Source organism: Micrococcus sp. Alg238-R198 (assembly GCF_900537135.1).
GTDB classification, from domain to species: Bacteria; Actinomycetota; Actinomycetes; order Actinomycetales; family Micrococcaceae; genus Micrococcus; species Micrococcus luteus.
In genome coordinates this window covers 412,137-428,737 of sequence record NZ_UNRH01000001.1, presented here as the reverse complement: position 1 = coordinate 428,737, position 16,601 = coordinate 412,137, and the positions used below count along the sequence as shown (strand labels likewise).

Annotated in this window: 16 protein-coding genes and 1 tRNA gene; 13 read left to right on the top strand and 4 right to left on the bottom strand. The window is 73.3% G+C overall.

The genetic code is table 11. From position 1 onward, the window contains the following. Nucleotides 1–21: 21 nt before the first annotated feature. Together G6R13_RS01945 and G6R13_RS01940 are read left to right on the top strand one after the other, a co-directional pair. Entirely contained in the window at nucleotides 22–1,242 is a 1,221-nt protein-coding gene (locus tag G6R13_RS01945) for a glycosyltransferase (protein WP_060974056.1), read from the top strand. 45 nt (nucleotides 1,243–1,287) lie between these two features. Then, a tRNA-Ile gene (locus G6R13_RS01940) sits at nucleotides 1,288–1,361 on the top strand. 61 nt (nucleotides 1,362–1,422) lie between these two features. Here the strand turns inward: G6R13_RS01940 and G6R13_RS01935 are convergent. Further along, nucleotides 1,423–2,307: a LysM peptidoglycan-binding domain-containing C40 family peptidase gene (locus G6R13_RS01935; RefSeq protein WP_036339471.1), complete on the bottom strand. Its 885-nt coding sequence runs from the start codon at nucleotides 2,305–2,307 to the stop codon at nucleotides 1,423–1,425. 312 nt (nucleotides 2,308–2,619) lie between these two features. Between G6R13_RS01935 and G6R13_RS01930 the strand changes: the two genes are divergently transcribed. Then, the gene (locus G6R13_RS01930; protein ID WP_081097755.1) at nucleotides 2,620–3,822 is read left to right on the top strand and encodes a glycosyltransferase; all 1,203 of its coding nucleotides are present in this window, start codon (nucleotides 2,620–2,622) and stop codon (nucleotides 3,820–3,822) included. Here the strand turns inward: G6R13_RS01930 and G6R13_RS01925 are convergent. Next, a complete protein-coding gene (locus G6R13_RS01925) occupies nucleotides 3,758–4,432 on the bottom strand; it encodes a M23 family metallopeptidase (protein ID WP_060974055.1) in 675 nt (224 codons plus the stop codon). The two genes, G6R13_RS01930 and G6R13_RS01925, sit on opposite strands and share 65 nt — an antisense overlap. Before the next feature lie 404 nt (nucleotides 4,433–4,836). Here G6R13_RS01925 and rpsB point away from each other — a divergent pair, with 404 nt between their 5' ends. From rpsB to G6R13_RS01880, 9 genes are all read left to right on the top strand, one after another. Further along, entirely contained in the window at nucleotides 4,837–5,703 is an 867-nt protein-coding gene (gene rpsB / locus G6R13_RS01920) for a 30S ribosomal protein S2 (protein WP_061866738.1), read from the top strand. Nucleotides 5,704–5,806: 103 nt separating this feature from the next. After that, complete coding sequence (tsf, locus tag G6R13_RS01915) at nucleotides 5,807–6,643, top strand: translation elongation factor Ts (RefSeq protein ID WP_061866737.1); 837 nt, start codon at nucleotides 5,807–5,809, stop codon at nucleotides 6,641–6,643. 208 nt (nucleotides 6,644–6,851) lie between these two features. After that, the gene (gene pyrH / locus G6R13_RS01910) at nucleotides 6,852–7,619 is read left to right on the top strand and encodes a UMP kinase (protein ID WP_002857706.1); all 768 of its coding nucleotides are present in this window, start codon (nucleotides 6,852–6,854) and stop codon (nucleotides 7,617–7,619) included. A 53-nt stretch (nucleotides 7,620–7,672) separates the two neighbouring features. Next, entirely contained in the window at nucleotides 7,673–8,230 is a 558-nt protein-coding gene (frr, locus tag G6R13_RS01905; protein ID WP_002857704.1) for a ribosome recycling factor, read from the top strand. A gap of 25 nt (nucleotides 8,231–8,255) precedes the next feature. Then, nucleotides 8,256–9,092 (top strand): phosphatidate cytidylyltransferase, encoded by an 837-nt coding sequence (locus G6R13_RS01900; protein ID WP_061866736.1) that lies wholly within the window; start codon nucleotides 8,256–8,258, stop codon nucleotides 9,090–9,092. Nucleotides 9,093–9,141: 49 nt separating this feature from the next. Then, complete coding sequence (locus G6R13_RS01895; protein WP_049147668.1) at nucleotides 9,142–9,741, top strand: DivIVA domain-containing protein; 600 nt, start codon at nucleotides 9,142–9,144, stop codon at nucleotides 9,739–9,741. A 155-nt stretch (nucleotides 9,742–9,896) separates the two neighbouring features. Continuing rightward, nucleotides 9,897–11,051, top strand: a complete 1,155-nt coding sequence (gene pdhA, locus G6R13_RS01890) for a pyruvate dehydrogenase (acetyl-transferring) E1 component subunit alpha (protein WP_061866735.1) — start codon at nucleotides 9,897–9,899, stop codon at nucleotides 11,049–11,051. 8 nt (nucleotides 11,052–11,059) lie between these two features. Continuing rightward, on the top strand, nucleotides 11,060–12,115 hold the full coding sequence (locus tag G6R13_RS01885) for an alpha-ketoacid dehydrogenase subunit beta (protein ID WP_044659478.1): 1,056 nt from the start codon (nucleotides 11,060–11,062) through the stop codon (nucleotides 12,113–12,115). Next, nucleotides 12,112–13,539, top strand: a complete 1,428-nt coding sequence (locus G6R13_RS01880; RefSeq protein WP_036314052.1) for a dihydrolipoamide acetyltransferase family protein — start codon at nucleotides 12,112–12,114, stop codon at nucleotides 13,537–13,539. Before G6R13_RS01885 ends, G6R13_RS01880 begins: the two co-directional genes overlap by 4 nt. A 105-nt stretch (nucleotides 13,540–13,644) precedes the next feature. On the opposite strand, the gene G6R13_RS01875 is transcribed toward G6R13_RS01880, so the two are convergent. Beyond that, nucleotides 13,645–14,118: a GNAT family N-acetyltransferase gene (locus tag G6R13_RS01875; protein ID WP_051995227.1), complete on the bottom strand. Its 474-nt coding sequence runs from the start codon at nucleotides 14,116–14,118 to the stop codon at nucleotides 13,645–13,647. A 103-nt stretch (nucleotides 14,119–14,221) separates the two neighbouring features. Then, on the bottom strand, nucleotides 14,222–14,869 hold the full coding sequence (locus G6R13_RS01870; protein WP_061866734.1) for a TetR/AcrR family transcriptional regulator: 648 nt from the start codon (nucleotides 14,867–14,869) through the stop codon (nucleotides 14,222–14,224). 113 nt (nucleotides 14,870–14,982) lie between these two features. On the opposite strand from G6R13_RS01870, the gene G6R13_RS01865 reads away from it, so the two are divergent. Then, the gene (locus G6R13_RS01865; protein ID WP_081374413.1) at nucleotides 14,983–16,599 is read left to right on the top strand and encodes a carboxyl transferase domain-containing protein; all 1,617 of its coding nucleotides are present in this window, start codon (nucleotides 14,983–14,985) and stop codon (nucleotides 16,597–16,599) included. Nucleotides 16,600–16,601: the final 2 nt, after the last annotated feature.

The window sequence follows — 16,601 nt, the reverse complement described above, 5'->3', positions numbered from 1 at the left end:
CCACCACAGAGAGGGACCGCCGTGTCCGACCGTCCCGGGATCGCCGCCGACCGCCCCCTGAAGGTGCTGATCGCCGCAGACACCTATCCGCCGCACGTCAACGGGGCCGCCACCTTCGGCCACCGCCTCGCCACGGCGCTGCACGCGCGCGGCCACGAGGTCCACGTCGTGATGCCGCGCAGTGACGCCGGCCCGGACACCGTGGAGCACCGGCCGGAGGCCACCGTGCACCTGCTGCGCTCCCTGCCGGCGCCGACGCACGAGTACTACCGTGTGGTGCTCCCGCGGCATGCCAAGATCTCCTTCCGCCGCATCTACCGCGAGGTCCAGCCGGACGTCGTGCACGCCCAGTGCCACTACATGATCGGCGAGGCCGCCATCAACGAGGCCGAGCGGCGCCGCATCCGGATCGTCTCCACGAACCACTTCATGCCGGAGAACCTCGAGCCGTTCCTGCCGTTCCCGCAGTGGTTCCTGGACACCGTCTCCCGGGTGTCGTGGAAGGACATGGGTCGACTCATGGGCAAGGGCGCGGTGGTCACCACCCCCACGGCCCTCGCCGCGCAGGCCATGGCCGAGCACGCCGGCCTGGACAACGTTCTCCCGGTCTCCAACGGCATCGACGCGAGCGCCTACGAGCTGCAGCCGGGGGAGAGGGTGGACCATCCCGGCCATCCGGTCGTGCTCTTCGTGGGGCGGCTGGCCGTGGAGAAGAACGTGGAGGTGCTGATCCGTGCGATCGCGCACCTGGCCCGCACCCGCCCCGACCTGGACGTGCACGCCGAGATCGTCGGCGACGGCGAGCAGCGCGACCGCATCCGTGCCACGGTGGACGAGGAGGGGGTGGCCGACCGCGTCCTGCTGCGCGGCCACGTCTCCGAGGAGGAGCTGCGGGCGGCCTACCTGCGCGCCGACGTGTTCTGCCAGCCGGGCACGGCGGAGCTGCAGTCCCTCGTGACCCTCGAGGCGCTCAGCGCGTCCACCCCGGTGGTCCTCGCGGACGCCCTCGCGTTGCCCCACCTCGTGGACGAGGGCGTCAACGGCCACCTCTTCCCGCCCGGGGACCACGTGGCCCTGGCCGATCGGATCGCCCGGATCCTCGACCTCTCGGACGCGGACCGCGCCGCCATGGGCGAGGCGTCCCACGCGAAGGCCCTGCATCATTCCGCCCAGAAGACGGTGGACATCTTCGAGCGCCTCTACCGCGGCGCGACGGCCGCCGAGGTCCGCGCGATGCTCTGAGACCCGTCGGTAGGATGGGCGGGTCCCGCGCGATGCCGCGGGGGAGGGGCGTTAGCTCAGTCGGTCAGAGCAGGGGACTCATAATCCCTGGGTCGCGGGTTCAAGTCCCGCACGCCCTACAGAAAACGGCCCCCGGCCGCGCGGTATGGCGCGGGCCGGGGGCCGTCGTCGTGCCGGTGCTCAGTAGCGGGCGGCCACCGCGAGCATGTCGGACTTCATGATCGTCGTGGAGGTGAACACTAGGCCCGCGTCCTCGTTGAGGGCGTGGGCGAGCTGGCCGCCGCCCATGTACATGGCCGTGTGGTAGATGCGGCCGGTGGACTGGTTCGCATAGAACACGAGGTCGCCGGGCTGGGCCTGGGAGATCGGCACGTAGGACTTCGCGGCGAGGTACTGGTCGCCGGCGCGGCGCGGGATGGAGATGCCGGCCCGGGCCATGGCCTGCTGGGTGAGGCCGGAGCAGTCGAAGCCGGAGGGGCCGTTGCCGCCCCACACGTAATAGGAGGACGGGTTCCGGACGGCGGAGCGCACGTAGTCGACGGCAGCCTGCTTGGACGCGGGCGCCGGCGCAGGGGCGACGGCGGGGGCGCTGGAGGTGGAGACCGAGGTGGTCTTCAGGACCATCCCCGGGTGGAGCATGGTCGAGGAGCTCATGCCGTTGATGGACTGCAGGATCGAGGCGGACACCCCCGTGCGGTAGGAGATGATCCACCAGCCGTCGCCGGCCAGCACGGTGTAGGTCGAGCCCGAGGTGGACGGCGCCGGGGCCGGGGTCGGGGTGGCAGTGCCGGAGGTCTTGAGGACCATGCCGGGATGCAGCACGGTCGCGGCGGTCATGCCGTTGAGCGACTGCAACCTGGACATGGAGACGCCGGTGCGCTGGGCGATGATCCACCAGCCGTCGCCGGAGCGGACGGTGTAGGCGGTCTCGGCGGCCTGGGCGGTCTCGGCGACGGACACGGTGCCGACGCCGGTCAGGGCGGCGGCGCCCAGGGCGAGGGCCACGGAGGCGGCGGCGGTGCGGGGGGCGCGACGCACAGCGGCGTGCGAGGAGGTCACGGACATCGGATCTTCTTCCCGGACAGGACCTGCGGCCCGTGAGGGCGGTGCCTCCGGGCGATGCCCGGAACGAGGCCGGACCGCGGGTGCGAGTTGACGAGCAGTGCGGATGACCGGGTACGCGAGGACGCGGAGGAAGCCCCGGTGTGGCGGATCGGCTGTAACCGATCCGTGATCAAGATACACGATCGTTATCGAAACGCAATCAGAAATTCGGATGACGTCCAGGTGGCCGATCGGCGCTCGACGCGCCCCGGTCGGCACCTACCGTGCGCGGCTGTCCCCGCCCCTCTCCGGCGCGGCGCTAGCGTGGTGCGGGTGAGCCCCTCCCGCCCCCTGCGCCTGCTGATGGACGCCCGCTACACCCGCACCGACTTCCACGACGGCATCTCCCGCTACGGCGCGAGCCTCATCGAGGCGGTCGCCCGCCGGACCGACGCGCCGGGCCCGGAGGGGGCCGACGTCGAGGTCGAAGTCGCGATGCTGATCTCGGACGAACGACAGCTGGCCCTGCTCCCGGACGGCGTGCCGTGGCACCTCGTCTCCGGCCCCACCTCCCCACGCGAGCCGTTCGTGGCCCGTCAGGTCGCGCGCCTGCGACCGGACGTCGTCTTCTCGCCCATGCAGACCATGGGGTCGTGGGGGCGGGACTACGCGCTGATCCTCACGCTCCACGACCTCATCTACTACGAGCACCGCACCCCGCCGCGGAACCTGCCCGAGCCGATCCGCTGGCTGTGGCGGGCCTACCACCTGACCAAGACCCCGCAGCGGCTCCTGCTCGACCGCGCGGACGCGGTCGCCACGGTCTCCCGGACGACGGCGGAGCTCATCGACCGGCACCGCCTCACCCGGCGTCCGGTCCACGTCATCGCCAATGCGGCGCAGACGGTACCGGAGCCGCGTGACCCGGACGAGACCCCGGACCGCACGCTGCTCTACATGGGCTCGTTCATGGACTACAAGGACGTCGAGTCCCTCGTGGCGGCCGCGCCCCTGCTGCCGGGCTACGCGCTGCACCTGCTCTCCCGCATCAGCCCGGAGCGCCGCGGGCAGCTCGAGGCCCGGCTGGCCGCGCGCCGCGCCGGCGCAGGGGCCGCCGGCGCGGACGTGGTCTTCCACGACGGCACCGACGAGGCCGAGTACGTGCGCCTGCTCCGCCGGGCCACCGCGGCCGTCACCCTCTCCCGCGCCGAGGGCTTCGGCCTGCCCGTGGCCGAGGCGATGGCCCATGGCACGCCGGTGGTGTGCTCGGACCTGCCGATCTTCCGCGAGATCGCCGGCGCGGGCACCCCGTCCTTCCGGGGTGTCCCGCTCGAGGGGGACCGGGCGGCCGCGCTCGCGGCCCGCGTGCGGGAGCTCGAGGACCCCGCCGAGTTCGCCGCGGCCTCCCGGGCGAGCGTCGCCCAGGCGGCCCGGTTCAGCTGGGACGAGTCCGCCCGCCGGCTTCTGGACCTCACGGCCGCGCTGGGTGTGGCGCGGCGTGCGGCCAGAGCACGGACGGGCCGCTCCAGCCGATGAGCACCAGCGGGTCGAGGTAGCGGTCGAAGGCCGCGTCCCCCACCCGCCAGCCATCGGGCTCCCGCACGCCCCAGTGCACGCACGCCCGCGGGCAGTGGGGTGGCGCCCCGGCCAGTCGCCCCACGGGGTCGCCCGCGTCGACGACGGCCCCCACCGCGACGTCGGCCTCCACCGGCTCGAGGGAGCTGCGGGTCCCGTTCGCGTGCTCGAGGGTCAGCACGGGGCGGTCGACCACGACCCCGGCGAACACGACCCGGCCCGCCGCCGGCGCCTGGATCGGAGCCCCGGTCTGCACGGCGAGGTCCACGCCCCGGTGCCCCCGACTCCACGGTCGCTCGGGTGCGACGAACGCGCGGAGCACGTCATCCGGGGCGGCGCCGGCGACGGGCGGGTGCCACGCGACCGGCGCGGCCGTCGCGCCCGGACCTGCCGGGGACGCCGCGACGAGGAGCAGCGCGTCGCGCGTGGACGGTGCGGGCGTGGCCCGGGACACGGGGCCGAGGTCGCCCATCCCCAGGGCGAGGACGAGCCAGGCGAGCAGGGCTGCCGCGACGCACCCCGCGATGCGCGGACGCGGGAGCGGACGGGGGAGGAGCGTGCGAGGGGTCATGGCGTCAGCCTGGCGTCCCGGGCGGCCGCGTGGCGGGCCCGCAGTCCCATCGTGGAGAGCGCCCGCCGCACCGGCCCCTGTGCAGGAGTCGGCGATGGGAGCGGTCGCCCACCTGGGGTAGGATTCACCTCAGCGGTGTCCTGTGGCCGGCCCTGTGCTGTGCCCCGGACGCCGACTCCGCGCATCGCGGTGGGTCGCTTCAGCGGCCCAGCCCCCACGCTCGGTCCCGTCCCCGCCGTCCTCCTGGAGAGGACGTCGGCGCGGGTGCTCGTGGGGCCCGGCAGCCCGCCGTCGTGATGCCAGGGGCCGCCCGACCGGGCCGGCCGCCAACCGTCAAGAAATCGACCGGCAGACCGCCCGCGCGTGAAGCGCGGGGTGCCACGGCTGCCACAGAAGGGAACGTCATGCCCGTCGTGACCATGCGCCAGCTCCTCGACTCCGGTGTCCACTTCGGCCACCAGACCCGCCGCTGGAACCCCAAGATGAAGCGCTTCATCTTCACCGAGCGCAACGGCATCTACATCATCGATCTCCAGCAGTCGCTGTCCTACATCGACCGCGCCTACGAGTTCGTCAAGGAGACCGTCGCCCACGGCGGCACCATCCTGTTCGTCGGCACCAAGAAGCAGGCCCAGGAGGCCATCGCGGAGCAGGCCGGCCGCGTGGGCATGCCCTACGTGAACCACCGCTGGCTCGGCGGCATGCTGACCAACTTCTCCACCGTCTCCAAGCGCGTGCAGCGCATGAAGGAGCTCGAGGAGATCGACTTCGAGGACGTGGCCGGCTCGCAGTTCACCAAGAAGGAACTGCTGCTGCTCAACCGTGAGCTCGAGAAGCTGCAGGCCAACCTCGGCGGCATCCGCAACATGGCCAAGACCCCCTCCGCCGTGTGGGTCGTGGACACCAAGAAGGAGCACCTGGCCGTCGACGAGGCCCAGAAGCTCGGCATCCCGGTCGTCGCCATCCTGGACACCAACTGCGATCCGGACGAGGTCGCCTACCCGATCCCGGGCAACGACGACGCCATCCGCTCCGTGAACCTGCTGACCCGCGTGGTCGCGGACGCCGTCGCCGAGGGCCTGATCGCCCGTCAGGGCGGCAAGTCCGGCCAGGCGGCCGCCGAGCCGATGGCCGAGTGGGAGCGCGAGCTGCTCGAGCAGCACAACGCCCAGCAGGCCGAGCAGGCTGAGCAGGCCGAGGCCCCCGCCGCCGAGGCGCCGGCCGAGCAGGCCGAGGCCCCCGCCGCCGAGGCCGCCCCGCAGGGCGAGTGATCCCGGCCGGTCCGTCCGCCCGGCCCCACCCGGCCGGGCCGACGGGCCGGTTCAGACCCCGAACATCCCGCACAACCCACACCACGGGAAGGACCGAACGAGCATGGCGAACTACACCGCTGCTGACATCAAGGCCCTGCGCGAGCGCACCGGCGCCGGCATGATGGACGTGAAGAAGGCTCTGGACGAGGCCGACGGCGACGCCGAGAAGGCCATCGAGATCATCCGCGTGAAGGGCCTCAAGGGCGCCACCAAGCGCGAGGGCCGCTCGGCCGCCGAGGGCCTCGTGGCCGCGACCGTCGAGAACGGCGTCGGCGTCATGATCGAGCTCAACTGCGAGACCGACTTCGTGGCCAAGGCCGACAAGTTCATCGCCCTGGGCGACGTGGTGCTGCGCGCCGCCGTCGCCTCCGGCGCCACCGACGTCGACGGCCTGCTGGCCTCCGACTACGAGGGCCGCACCCTGGGCGACTACGTGACCGAGGAGGGCGCCCTGCTGGGCGAGAAGGTGGCCGTGCGCCGCCTGGCCCGCGTGGAGGGCGCCTACGTGGACGCCTACCTGCACAAGACCTCCAAGGACCTGCCGGCCCAGGTGGGCGTGCTCCTCGCCGTGGACGCCGACTCCGCCGAGGCCAAGACCGCCGCGCACGACATCGCCGTGCACGTCGCGGCCTACTCGCCCACGTACCTCACCCGTGAGGACGTGCCGGCCGAGACCGTCGAGAACGAGCGTCGCATCGCCGATGAGACCGCCCGTGCCGAGGGCAAGCCGGAGCAGGCCCTGCCGAAGATCGTGGAGGGCCGCCTGACCGGCTTCTTCAAGGAGATCGTGCTCGTGGACCAGCCGTTCGCGAAGGACCCGAAGCAGACCGTCGGCAAGGTCGCCTCCGACGCCGGCACCAACGTCACCGGGTTCGCCCGCTTCCGCGTCGGCAACTGACCGCCGCACCCGGACCGGCCGCTCCCGGTCCACGCCCCGCGGGGGCGTAGGATCGGGAGCGACCCGAGGTCCACTCCGGCGCCGGATGGCGCCGACGACCATCGCATGACGGGGTGGCCGCCCCGACCGGGCGGCCACCCCGTCCGCGTGTCCGCCCCCGGGACGGCCGTCCCCGGCCCGACCCCCCACCGACCAGGAGATGCTTCCCATGGAGACGAACCGCGCCCCCGAGGACCCGACCACCGCCCACGCCCCGCAGACCTCGGACGACACCGGCCGCCGTCGCGTGCTCCTCAAGCTCTCGGGCGAGGTGTTCGGCGGCGGCAAGATCGGCGTGGACCCGGAGACCGTCCGCGGCATCGCCGAGCAGATCGCCGCCGCGGCGGACCAGGTGGAGATCGCGATCGTCGTCGGCGGCGGCAACTTCTTCCGTGGCGCCGAGCTGTCCGAGAACGGGATGGACCGCCGTCGGGCCGACTACATGGGCATGCTCGGCACCGTGATGAACTGCCTGGCCCTGCAGGACTTCCTCATCCAGGCCGGGGTCACCACGCGCGTGCAGTCCGCCATCCACATGGAGCAGGTGGCGGAGTCCTACATCCCGCTGCGCGCCATCCGCCACATGCAGAAGGGCCGCGTCGTGATCTTCGGCGCCGGCACCGGCCTGCCCTACTTCTCCACGGACACCGTGGCGGCCCAGCGCGCCCTGGAGGTCGGGGCAGACGAGGTCCTGATGGCCAAGTCCGGCGTGGACGGCGTCTACACCGCGGACCCCAAGAAGGACCCCACCGCCGAGCGCCTCACGCACCTGACCTACGATGAGGCGCTGCTGCGGAACATCCGCGTGATGGACCTGACCGCCATGACCATGTGCAAGGACAACGACCTGGACATGCGCGTGTTCGGCATGGAGGGCCCGGGCAACGTGACCCGCGCCCTGCTCGGCGAGCCGATCGGGACCACCGTCACCGTCTGAGGCCCGCCGCGTAGGATGGCGGCAGACCTGATCCACCACACCGAGGAGACACCGTGATCCAGGAGACCCTGCAGTCCGCCGAAGAGCAGATGGACCGCACCATCGAGGCCACGCGTGAGGACTTCGCCTCCGTGCGCACCGGCCGCGCCAACCCGGGCCTCTACTCCAAGGTGATGGTCGACTACTACGGCTCGTTCACCCCGCTGCAGCAGCTGGCGTCCTTCACCACCACGGACGCCCGCACGCTGCTCATCACGCCGTTCGACCAGTCGGCCCTGCGCAACATCGAGAAGGCCCTGTCCGAGTCCGAGGTCGGCGCGAACCCGTCCAACGACGGCAAGGTCATCCGCATCGTGATGCCGGAGCTGACCGCGGAGCGCCGCAAGGAGTACGTGAAGCTGGTCAAGTCCAAGGCGGAGGAGCACAAGATCTCCGTGCGCAACGCCCGTCGCAAGGCCAAGGAGGCCATGGACAAGGCCGTCAAGGACGGCGAGGTCGGCGAGGACGAGGGCGCCCGCGGCGAGAAGGAGCTGGACGCGCTCACCAAGCGCCACGTCGAGCTCATCGACGAGATGGCCAAGAACAAGGAGCAGGAGCTGCTGGAGGTCTGAGCCTCCCGCCGTCCGCGCTCGTCCCATGACCTCCGCCGTGCCCACCTCGCCCGCACCCCCGCGCGGCGGCCGCGACCTCAAGTCCGCCGTCCTCGTGGGGGTGGGGCTGCTGGCGACGGCCCTGGTCGGCCTCTTCTGGCTCGACTGGCTGCTGGTCGTGCTCGTGGTCGCCCTGCTGGTCGGCGCGGTGTCCGAGATCGCGACGGCGGTACGCGGCATCGGCCTGGACGTGCCGCGGCCCCCGCTCTGGGTGGCCGCGGCGGTCCTGCCGCTCACCGCGTGGCGGTGGGGGGTGCCCGCGCTGTTCATCGCCCTGGTGGCATGCCTGGCGCTGGTGGCCGTGTGGACGGCGCTGACGCGCCGGCGCCCGGCGGGCCAGTTCATGCTCGCGGGCGTGTTCATCGTGCTGTGGGCGCCGTTCCTGCTCTCCTTCGCCGCTGCGCTCCTGGACGAGCCGCTGGGGCACCGCATGGTGGCGATCCTGCTGCTGATGGTGGTCTCCAACGACACGTTCGGCTACATCGTGGGCTACCGCCTCGGCCGCACCCCGATCGCCCCGCGCATCAGCCCCAAGAAGTCCTGGGAGGGCCTGGCCGGCTCCCTGGCGGGCTCGGTGCTGGTGGGCGTCGTCGCCGTCCCCCTGCTGGTCGGCCAGCCGTGGTGGATCGGCGCCGTCCTCGGCGTGACCACCGTCGCCGCCGCCACCGCGGGGGACTTCTCCGAGTCCATGGTCAAGCGTGAGCTCGGCATCAAGGACATGTCCTCCGCCCTGCCCGGCCACGGCGGCGTGATGGACCGCCTGGACTCCCTCGTGTTCGCCTCGCCGGTGGCCTACACCGTGCTGGCGCTGCCCCTGACCTGATCCACCCCTCGACCCGGCACGTCCGGGACCCGCACCGCAGGAGACGCCCATGACCCCCCGCACCACCCCGGACGCCGAGCCGGTCTTCGAGCTCGTCGAGCAGGACGAGATCGGCTACGAGACCACCCACGTGGACGCCTTCATGGCGCGTGCCCGTGAGGCACGCGACGGCGGTGCCCCGCTGACGGCGGAGGAGGTGCGCCAGGCCCGCTTCGCGACCGTCAACGGCGGCTACGCCACGGACGAGGTGGACGACGAGCTGGACCGCCTCGAAGAGGAGCTGGCCGCCGCCGAGCGTCAGGCCTTCGTCGCCGAGCGCGGGGACGAGGACTGGGCCGCAGACCTCGAGGAGCGCGTGGCCGAGCTCGTGGCCCGTGCCGACCGGGCCCCGGCGGAGCGCTTCCGCCGCCCCTCCCGCGCGGACGCCGTGAGCTACGACGTGGACCAGGTGGACGCGCTCGTGGACCGCCTGCGCGTCACCCTGGCCGGTGCGGAGGACTCGACGGATCCCGACGCCGAAGGCGGGCTGACCGCGGACGACGTGCGCCGCGCGGCGTTCAGCGAGGCCGAGGGTGCCGCCGGCTACGAGGAGGGCCAGGTCGACGCCTACCTTGACGCCGCCGTCGACGTGCTGCTGCGCCGCGCCTGACACCCGGCCCTCGCGCGGCGGCCCCGGGAGAGTGGCGCAGATCACACTGAAGTGATTACAATCACACCACCGAGACGCCGCGCGCTCCACCCCTGCTCGCGCATGCGTACAACTCCCTCGCCCCGCACCGTGGGCGTCGATCGGAAGGCAGTGCAGTGACCCTCGTGGACCACACCCGTCCCACCGGCGGCCGATCCGCCGGCTCTCCGCCCCCGGCGGGCCCGGCTGAGGCCGTGATGCTCCAGGTGCTCGACGCGGAGGGCCGCCGCCGTCCGCAGCCGGAGCTCGCCCCGTGGATCGAGGACGTCGACGCCGACGCCCTCGCCGCGCTGTACCGCCAGATGGCCGTGGTCCGGCGCCTCGACGTCGAGGCCACGCACCTGCAGCGTCAGGGCGAGCTGGCCCTGTGGCCCCCGCTGCTGGGCCAGGAGGCCGCCCAGGTGGGCTCCGCCGTCGCGCTGCGCCCGGACGACTTCGTCTTCCCGTCCTACCGCGAGAACGGCGTGGCCCTGCTGCGCGGCGTCCCCGCGCTGGACCTGCTGCGGGTGTGGCGCGGCTCCACGTTCTCGAGCTGGGACCCGAACGAGACGCGCGTGGCCACCCAGCAGATCATCATCGGCGCGCAGGCCCTGCACGCCGTCGGCTACGCGATGGGCGTCCAGCGGGACCAGGCGGACGTCGCCACGATCGTCTACTTCGGCGACGGCGCCACGAGCCAGGGAGACGTCAACGAGGCCATGGTCTTCAGCGCCTCGTACCAGTCGCCCGTGGTGTTCTTCTGCCAGAACAACCACTGGGCCATCTCCGAGCCCGTGCGCCTGCAGACCCGCCGCAGCATCGCGGACCGCCCGTGGGGCTTCGGCATCCCGTCGATGCGCGTGGACGGCAACGACGTCCTGGCCGTGCTCGCCGCGACCCGCGCCGCCGTCGAGCGCGCGGCCGACGGGGGCGGTCCCACCTTCATCGAGGCCGTCACCTACCGCATGGGCCCGCACACCACCGCGGACGACCCCACCCGCTACCGGGACGACGCCGAGCTCGAGGCCTGGAAGGCCCGTGACCCGTTGACCCGCGTGGAGGCGCACCTGCGCACCCTCGATGTGGACGTGGACGCCGTGCTCGCACAGGCCCAGGCCGAGGCCGACGAGCTGGCGGCCGAGGTCCGCCGCGCCCTCGAGGCGCTCGAGGAGGACGGCGCGGACAGGCTCTTCGACGAGATCTACGCTGAGCCCCACCAGGAGCTCGAGCGGCAGCGCCGCGAGCACGCCCTCTACCTGCAGCAGTTCGACGACGAGGAGGCGGGCGCGTGAGCGAGCGCATGACCTTCGGCCGTGCGATCAACCGCGGCCTGCACCGTGCCCTGGCCGACGACCCCAAGGTCCTGCTCATGGGCGAGGACATCGGCGCCCTCGGCGGCGTGTTCCGCATCACCGACGGCCTGCAGGCCGAGTTCGGCGAGGACCGGGTGCTCGACACCCCGCTGGCCGAGTCCGGCATCGTGGGCACGGCCATCGGCCTGGCGATGCGCGGCTACCGGCCCGTCGTCGAGATCCAGTTCGACGGCTTCGTGTACCCGGCGTTCGACCAGATCGTGGCGAACCTGGCCAAGCTGCGTGCCCGCACCCGCGGCGCCGTGCCGATGCCGGTCACCATCCGCATCCCCTTCGGCGGCGGCATCGGCTCCCCGGAGCACCACTCCGAGTCGCCCGAGGCCTACTTCCTGCACACCGCGGGCCTGCGCGTGGTCTCCCCGTCCTCCCCACAGGAGGGGTACGACCTCATCCGCGCCGCGATCGCCTCGGAGGACCCGGTGGTCTACCTCGAGCCCAAGCGTCGCTACCACGACAAGGGCGACGTGGACCTGGACGTCGCGATCCCGCCGATGAGCCCGGCCCGCATCCTGCGCGAGGGCCGTGACGCCACGCTCGTGGCCTACGGCCCGCTCGTGAAGACCGCCCTGCAGGCCGCCGAGGTGGCGGCCGAGGAGGGCGTCGAGGTCGAGGTGGTCGACCTGCGCAGCCTGTCCCCGCTGGACACCGGCCTCGTCGAGTCCTCGGTGCGGCGCACCGGCCGGCTCGTCGTGGCGCACGAGGCCTCCCGCACCGGCGGCCTCGGCGCCGAGCTCGTGGCCACGGTGGCCGAGCGCGCGTTCCACTGGCTCGAGGCCCCGCCGGTGCGCGTCACCGGCATGGACGTGCCCTACCCGCCGTCCAAGCTCGAGCACCTGCACCTGCCGGACCTCGACCGCATCCTCGACGGCCTGGACCGTGCTCTGGGCCGACCGAATTCGCTGGACTCCGTGGACGCGTTCGCCGCCCCCGAGACCGCCGAGCAGTTCCTCGCGGCCCAGAACGCCGGGGAGGAGACCCGATGAGCCAGAAGACCTTCCGCCTGCCCGACCTCGGCGAGGGCCTGACCGAGTCCGAGATCGTGACGTGGCGCGTGGCCGAGGGCGACGCGGTGAGCGTGAACCAGGTGCTCGCCGACGTCGAGACGGCCAAGGCCGTGGTCGAGGTCTCGAGCCCGTTCGCGGGCGTCGTCGCGGCCCTGCACGGCGCCGAGGGTGAGACCCTCGAGGTCGGTGCGCCCCTGGTGACCTTCACCCTCGAGGGCGCCGAGCCCGACGTCGGCGGGCCCGCCGAGGGTGACGGCCGCGTGCCCACCCTCGTCGGCTACGGCGCCGCGCCGGACACCGGCAAGCCCGGCCGCCGTGCGCGGCGCGGCTCCGCGGCCCCGGCGACGTCGGCCGCCCCGGCGGGCGAGCCCGCCCGCGGACAGGCGCCGTCCACGTCGGAGGCGGCCCCCGCCGGCGCCGGGCGCCCGCAGCCCGAGGCCGCCGAGCCGGACCGCGCGGACGCGGCCCACGAGCCGGCCCCGGGCGAGCGACCCCGGTGCACTCCGCCCGTGCGCCTGTACGCGCGCCGCGCGGGCGTGGATCTGGAGCAGGTCACCGGCACGGGTGTGGGCGGGGTCATCACCCGCGCGGACGTCGAGGCGTTCCTGGCCGGGGGCGGGCAGCCCGCGGCCGCGGCGGCGCCGCCGCAGTCCGGCGCCGAGTCGGGCTCGACCGGGGGCGTCCGCACCCTGGGCGGCCGCCCGCGCACGGAGGCCGTGCCGGTCAAGGGCGTGCGCAAGGCGACCGCGGCGGCCATGGTGCAGTCCGCGTTCACCGCCCCGCACGTGACCGAGTTCCTGCAGGTGGACGTCACCGAGACCATGGAGCTGCTCGCCGAGCTCAAGGCCTCCCGCGAGTTCCGGGACGTCAAGCTCACGCCCATGACGCTCGCCGCCAAGGCGTGCCTCGTGGCGATGGAGCGCACCCCGGACGTCAACGCCCGGTGGGACGAGGCCGCCGGGACGATCGTCCAGCAGAACTTCGTGAACCTCGGTTTCGCCGCCGCCACCCCCCGCGGGCTGATGGTGCCGAACGTCAAGGACGCCCAGGCGATGAGCCTGAGGGAGCTGGCCGACGCCATCCGCGATCTCACGGGCCTCGCCCGCGAGGGGCGGCTGTCCCCGGCGGATCTGGCCGGCGGCACCTTCACGCTCACGAACGTCGGGGTGTTCGGCGTGGACGCGGGCACCCCGATCATCAACCCGGGTGAGGGGGCGATCATCGCGATCGGCCAGGTCCGGAGGATGCCGTGGGAGCATCGCGGCGAGATCGCCCTGCGGGACGTCATGACGCTGTCCCTCTCGTTCGACCACCGCTTCGTGGACGGCGAGCAGGGCTCGCGCTTCCTCGCGGACGTCGGCGCGATCCTGCGCCGCCCGGGTCTGACCCTGACCATGGTCTGACGGCCCCGGACGCGCCGCGGCCCCGCCACCCGGGCACCGGGAGGCGGGGCCGTCGTCGTGGCAGGCCGGTGCGGCCGCCGGCACGGCGGGGGCCGCGGGGCGCGCTCAGTCGGCGGCGGGCAGCTCCATCACGAGCTCGGTGATGACCTCGGCACGGGCGTTGGAGAAGACCTTCTCCTCGCCGACGGTCTCGAAGCCGCGGCGGGAGAGCACCTTCACGGAGCCCACATTGTCCTCGGGCACGTGCGCCCGCAGCGGGCGGGCGGTGTGCTCCTCCAGGAACCGGTCCACGGCCGCGGTCGTCAGCCCCAGGCCCCAGTAGTCCTGCGCGGTCCAGAAGGACAGCTCGCCCACGCCGTCCTGCTGGGTGCACACGAGCGCACCCACGGCGCGGCCCTCGTGCTCGATGGTCCGCACGACGGTGTCCTCGTCCCCGAGCAGGTGGGCCCAGTGGTAGTCGAAGACACCGCGGTCCCGGGGGTTGCGGGGGGCGAAGGCGGACATCAGGTTGGCCTGCTCGTCCTGCTGGTGGAGGAAGAACTCGTCCAGATCCTCGGGTCGGACGTCACGAAGAAGCACGGCGGTGGACCTCTCGGGGCGGGGTTCGACGGCGTCGCCGTCGCGGGTACCGGCCACCGTATCACCGGGCACGACGCCGGCCCGCCGGGCCGGTGCCGCCCGCTCAGTCCCCGCCGGGCAGCGGCCCGGGGGCCGTGGCCGCGGCCCAGGCCATGGCCACGAGGGTCGCGCGGCGAGCCGCGCGGTCGGCCGCGGTGCGCCGCACCGAGCGGGGGGTGGAGTTGAGCAGGCCCAGCACGGCCTGGGCGCGGAACACGGCGGTGGCCTGGTCCTCGTGGGGGTGGACGACCTGCAGCTGGCGCGCCCACACGTCGATGTAGGCGCGCTGGGTGCGCGTGATGGCCGTGCGCGCGCCGTCGGGCAGGGCGGACATGTCGCGGTCCTGCACACGGATCACGTCGCGCTGGGCGAGGGCGAAGTCCGCCTGGAAACCGATGAGGGCCCGCAGGGTCTCCGCCCCCGGCGCGTGCTGCGCCTCGGCGGCCAGCCCGCCGTCCAGCAGGTCCTGCGAGGCCGTGTCGAGGATCGCCGTGAGCACGGCGGCCTTGCCGGCGAAGTGGCGGTAGATGGCGGGGCCGCTGATCCCGACCGCGGCGCCGATGTCCTCGAGGCGGACCGCGTCGAAGCCCCGGGCCGCGAACAGTCGCGCCGCGGCCGCGAGCAGGTCCACCCGGCGTCGGGCCTTGGCGGCCTCCCGGGCGGTCGGCGGGGTCGCCGGGGCGGTGGGGGACGCGGGATCGACGGCGGGCATGGGATCCACTGTAGGACGGGACGAGGCGCGCCGGGCGCCCGGTCGACGTCAGTGACGATCGTCACTACACTGAGGCTCGGTTCAGTTAGTCGTCATTCACTGAAGGGGGTCTCATGACCGCCAGCACCCCGGCCCCGGCCGCGCAGTCCGCGCCCACCGTGGCCGAGCGCAACGCGGCCGGCCACGCCCGGCTGGAGCAGGAGCTCGCCGACCTCGTCGCCCGCACGTCGCTCGGCGGGCCCGAGCGTTCGCGCGAGCGCCACACCGGCCGCGGCAAGCTGCTGGTGCGGGACCGCATCGACGCGCTGCTCGACGAGGGCTCGCCCTTCCTCGAGGTCGGCGCGCTGGCCGCGCACGGCCTGTACGACGGGGACAGCCCCGCCGCGGGCGTCGTGGCGGGCATCGGCCTGGTCCATGGCCGCCTCGTGATGGTGGTCGGCAACGACGCCACCGTGAAGGGCGGCACCTACTACCCCATGACGGTGAAGAAGCACCTGCGGGCCCAGGAGATCGCCCTGGAGAACCGCCTGCCGTGCATCTACCTCGTGGACTCCGGCGGCGCGTTCCTGCCCCGCCAGGACGAGGTCTTCCCGGACCGCGAGCACTTCGGCCGCATCTTCCGGAACCAGGCGCTGCTCTCCTCGCAGCGCATCCCGCAGCTGGCCGCGGTGTGCGGCTCCTCCACGGCGGGCGGCGCGTACGTGCCGGCCATGTCGGACGAGACCGTGATCGTGCGCGAGCAGGGCACCATCTTCCTCGGCGGCCCCCCGCTCGTGAAGGCCGCGATCGGGGAGGACGTCTCGCCCGAGGACCTCGGCGGCGGCCGGCTGCACGCCGAGCGCTCCGGCGTCGCGGACCACCTGGCGGACGACGACCTGCACGCCATGCAGATCCTCCGGGACATCGTGGCCACCCTGCCCCCGGCCGAGGCGCCGGCCTGGGAGGTCGCCCCCGCCGCGGAGCCCGCCAAGGACCCGGCCGAACTGACCAGCGTCGTGCCCGTGGACGTGAACACCCCCTACGACGTGCGCGAGGTGATCGACCGCCTCGTGGACGGCGGCTCCGTCCACGAGTTCAAGCCCCTCTACGGCACCACCCTGGTCACCGCGTTCGCGCGGATCGACGGCCACCCCGTGGGCGTCCTCGCCAACAACGGCATCCTGTTCGGAGACTCCGCCCGCAAGGGCGCGCACTTCATCGAACTGTGCGACCAGCGCGGCATCCCGCTGCTGTTCCTGCAGAACATCTCCGGCTTCATGGTGGGTCGGGACGCGGAGGCCGGCGGCATCGCGCGCGACGGCGCCAAGATGGTCACCGCCGTCGCGACCGCCCGCGTGCCCAAGCTGACCGTGGTGATCGGCGGCTCGTTCGGCGCCGGCAACTACGCGATGTGCGGCCGCGCCTACTCACCCCGCTTCCTGTGGATGTGGCCGAACGCGCGCATCTCCGTGATGGGCGGCCCGCAGGCCTCCTCCGTGCTCACGCAGATCAAGCAGGACCAGCGGGCCGCCGCGGGGGAGGAGCCGATGTCCCCCGAGGAGGTCGAGGCCTTCCAGGCGCCGGTCCGCCGGCAGTACGAGGACCAGGGCAGCCCCCTGTACTCCACCGCCCGCCTCTGGGACGACGGAGTGATCACCCCCGGCCAGACCCGCCGGGTGCTCTCCCTGGCCCTCGACGTCATCTCCCGTTCCCCGCTGCCGGACTCCCGGTTCGGCCTGTTCCGCATGTGAGG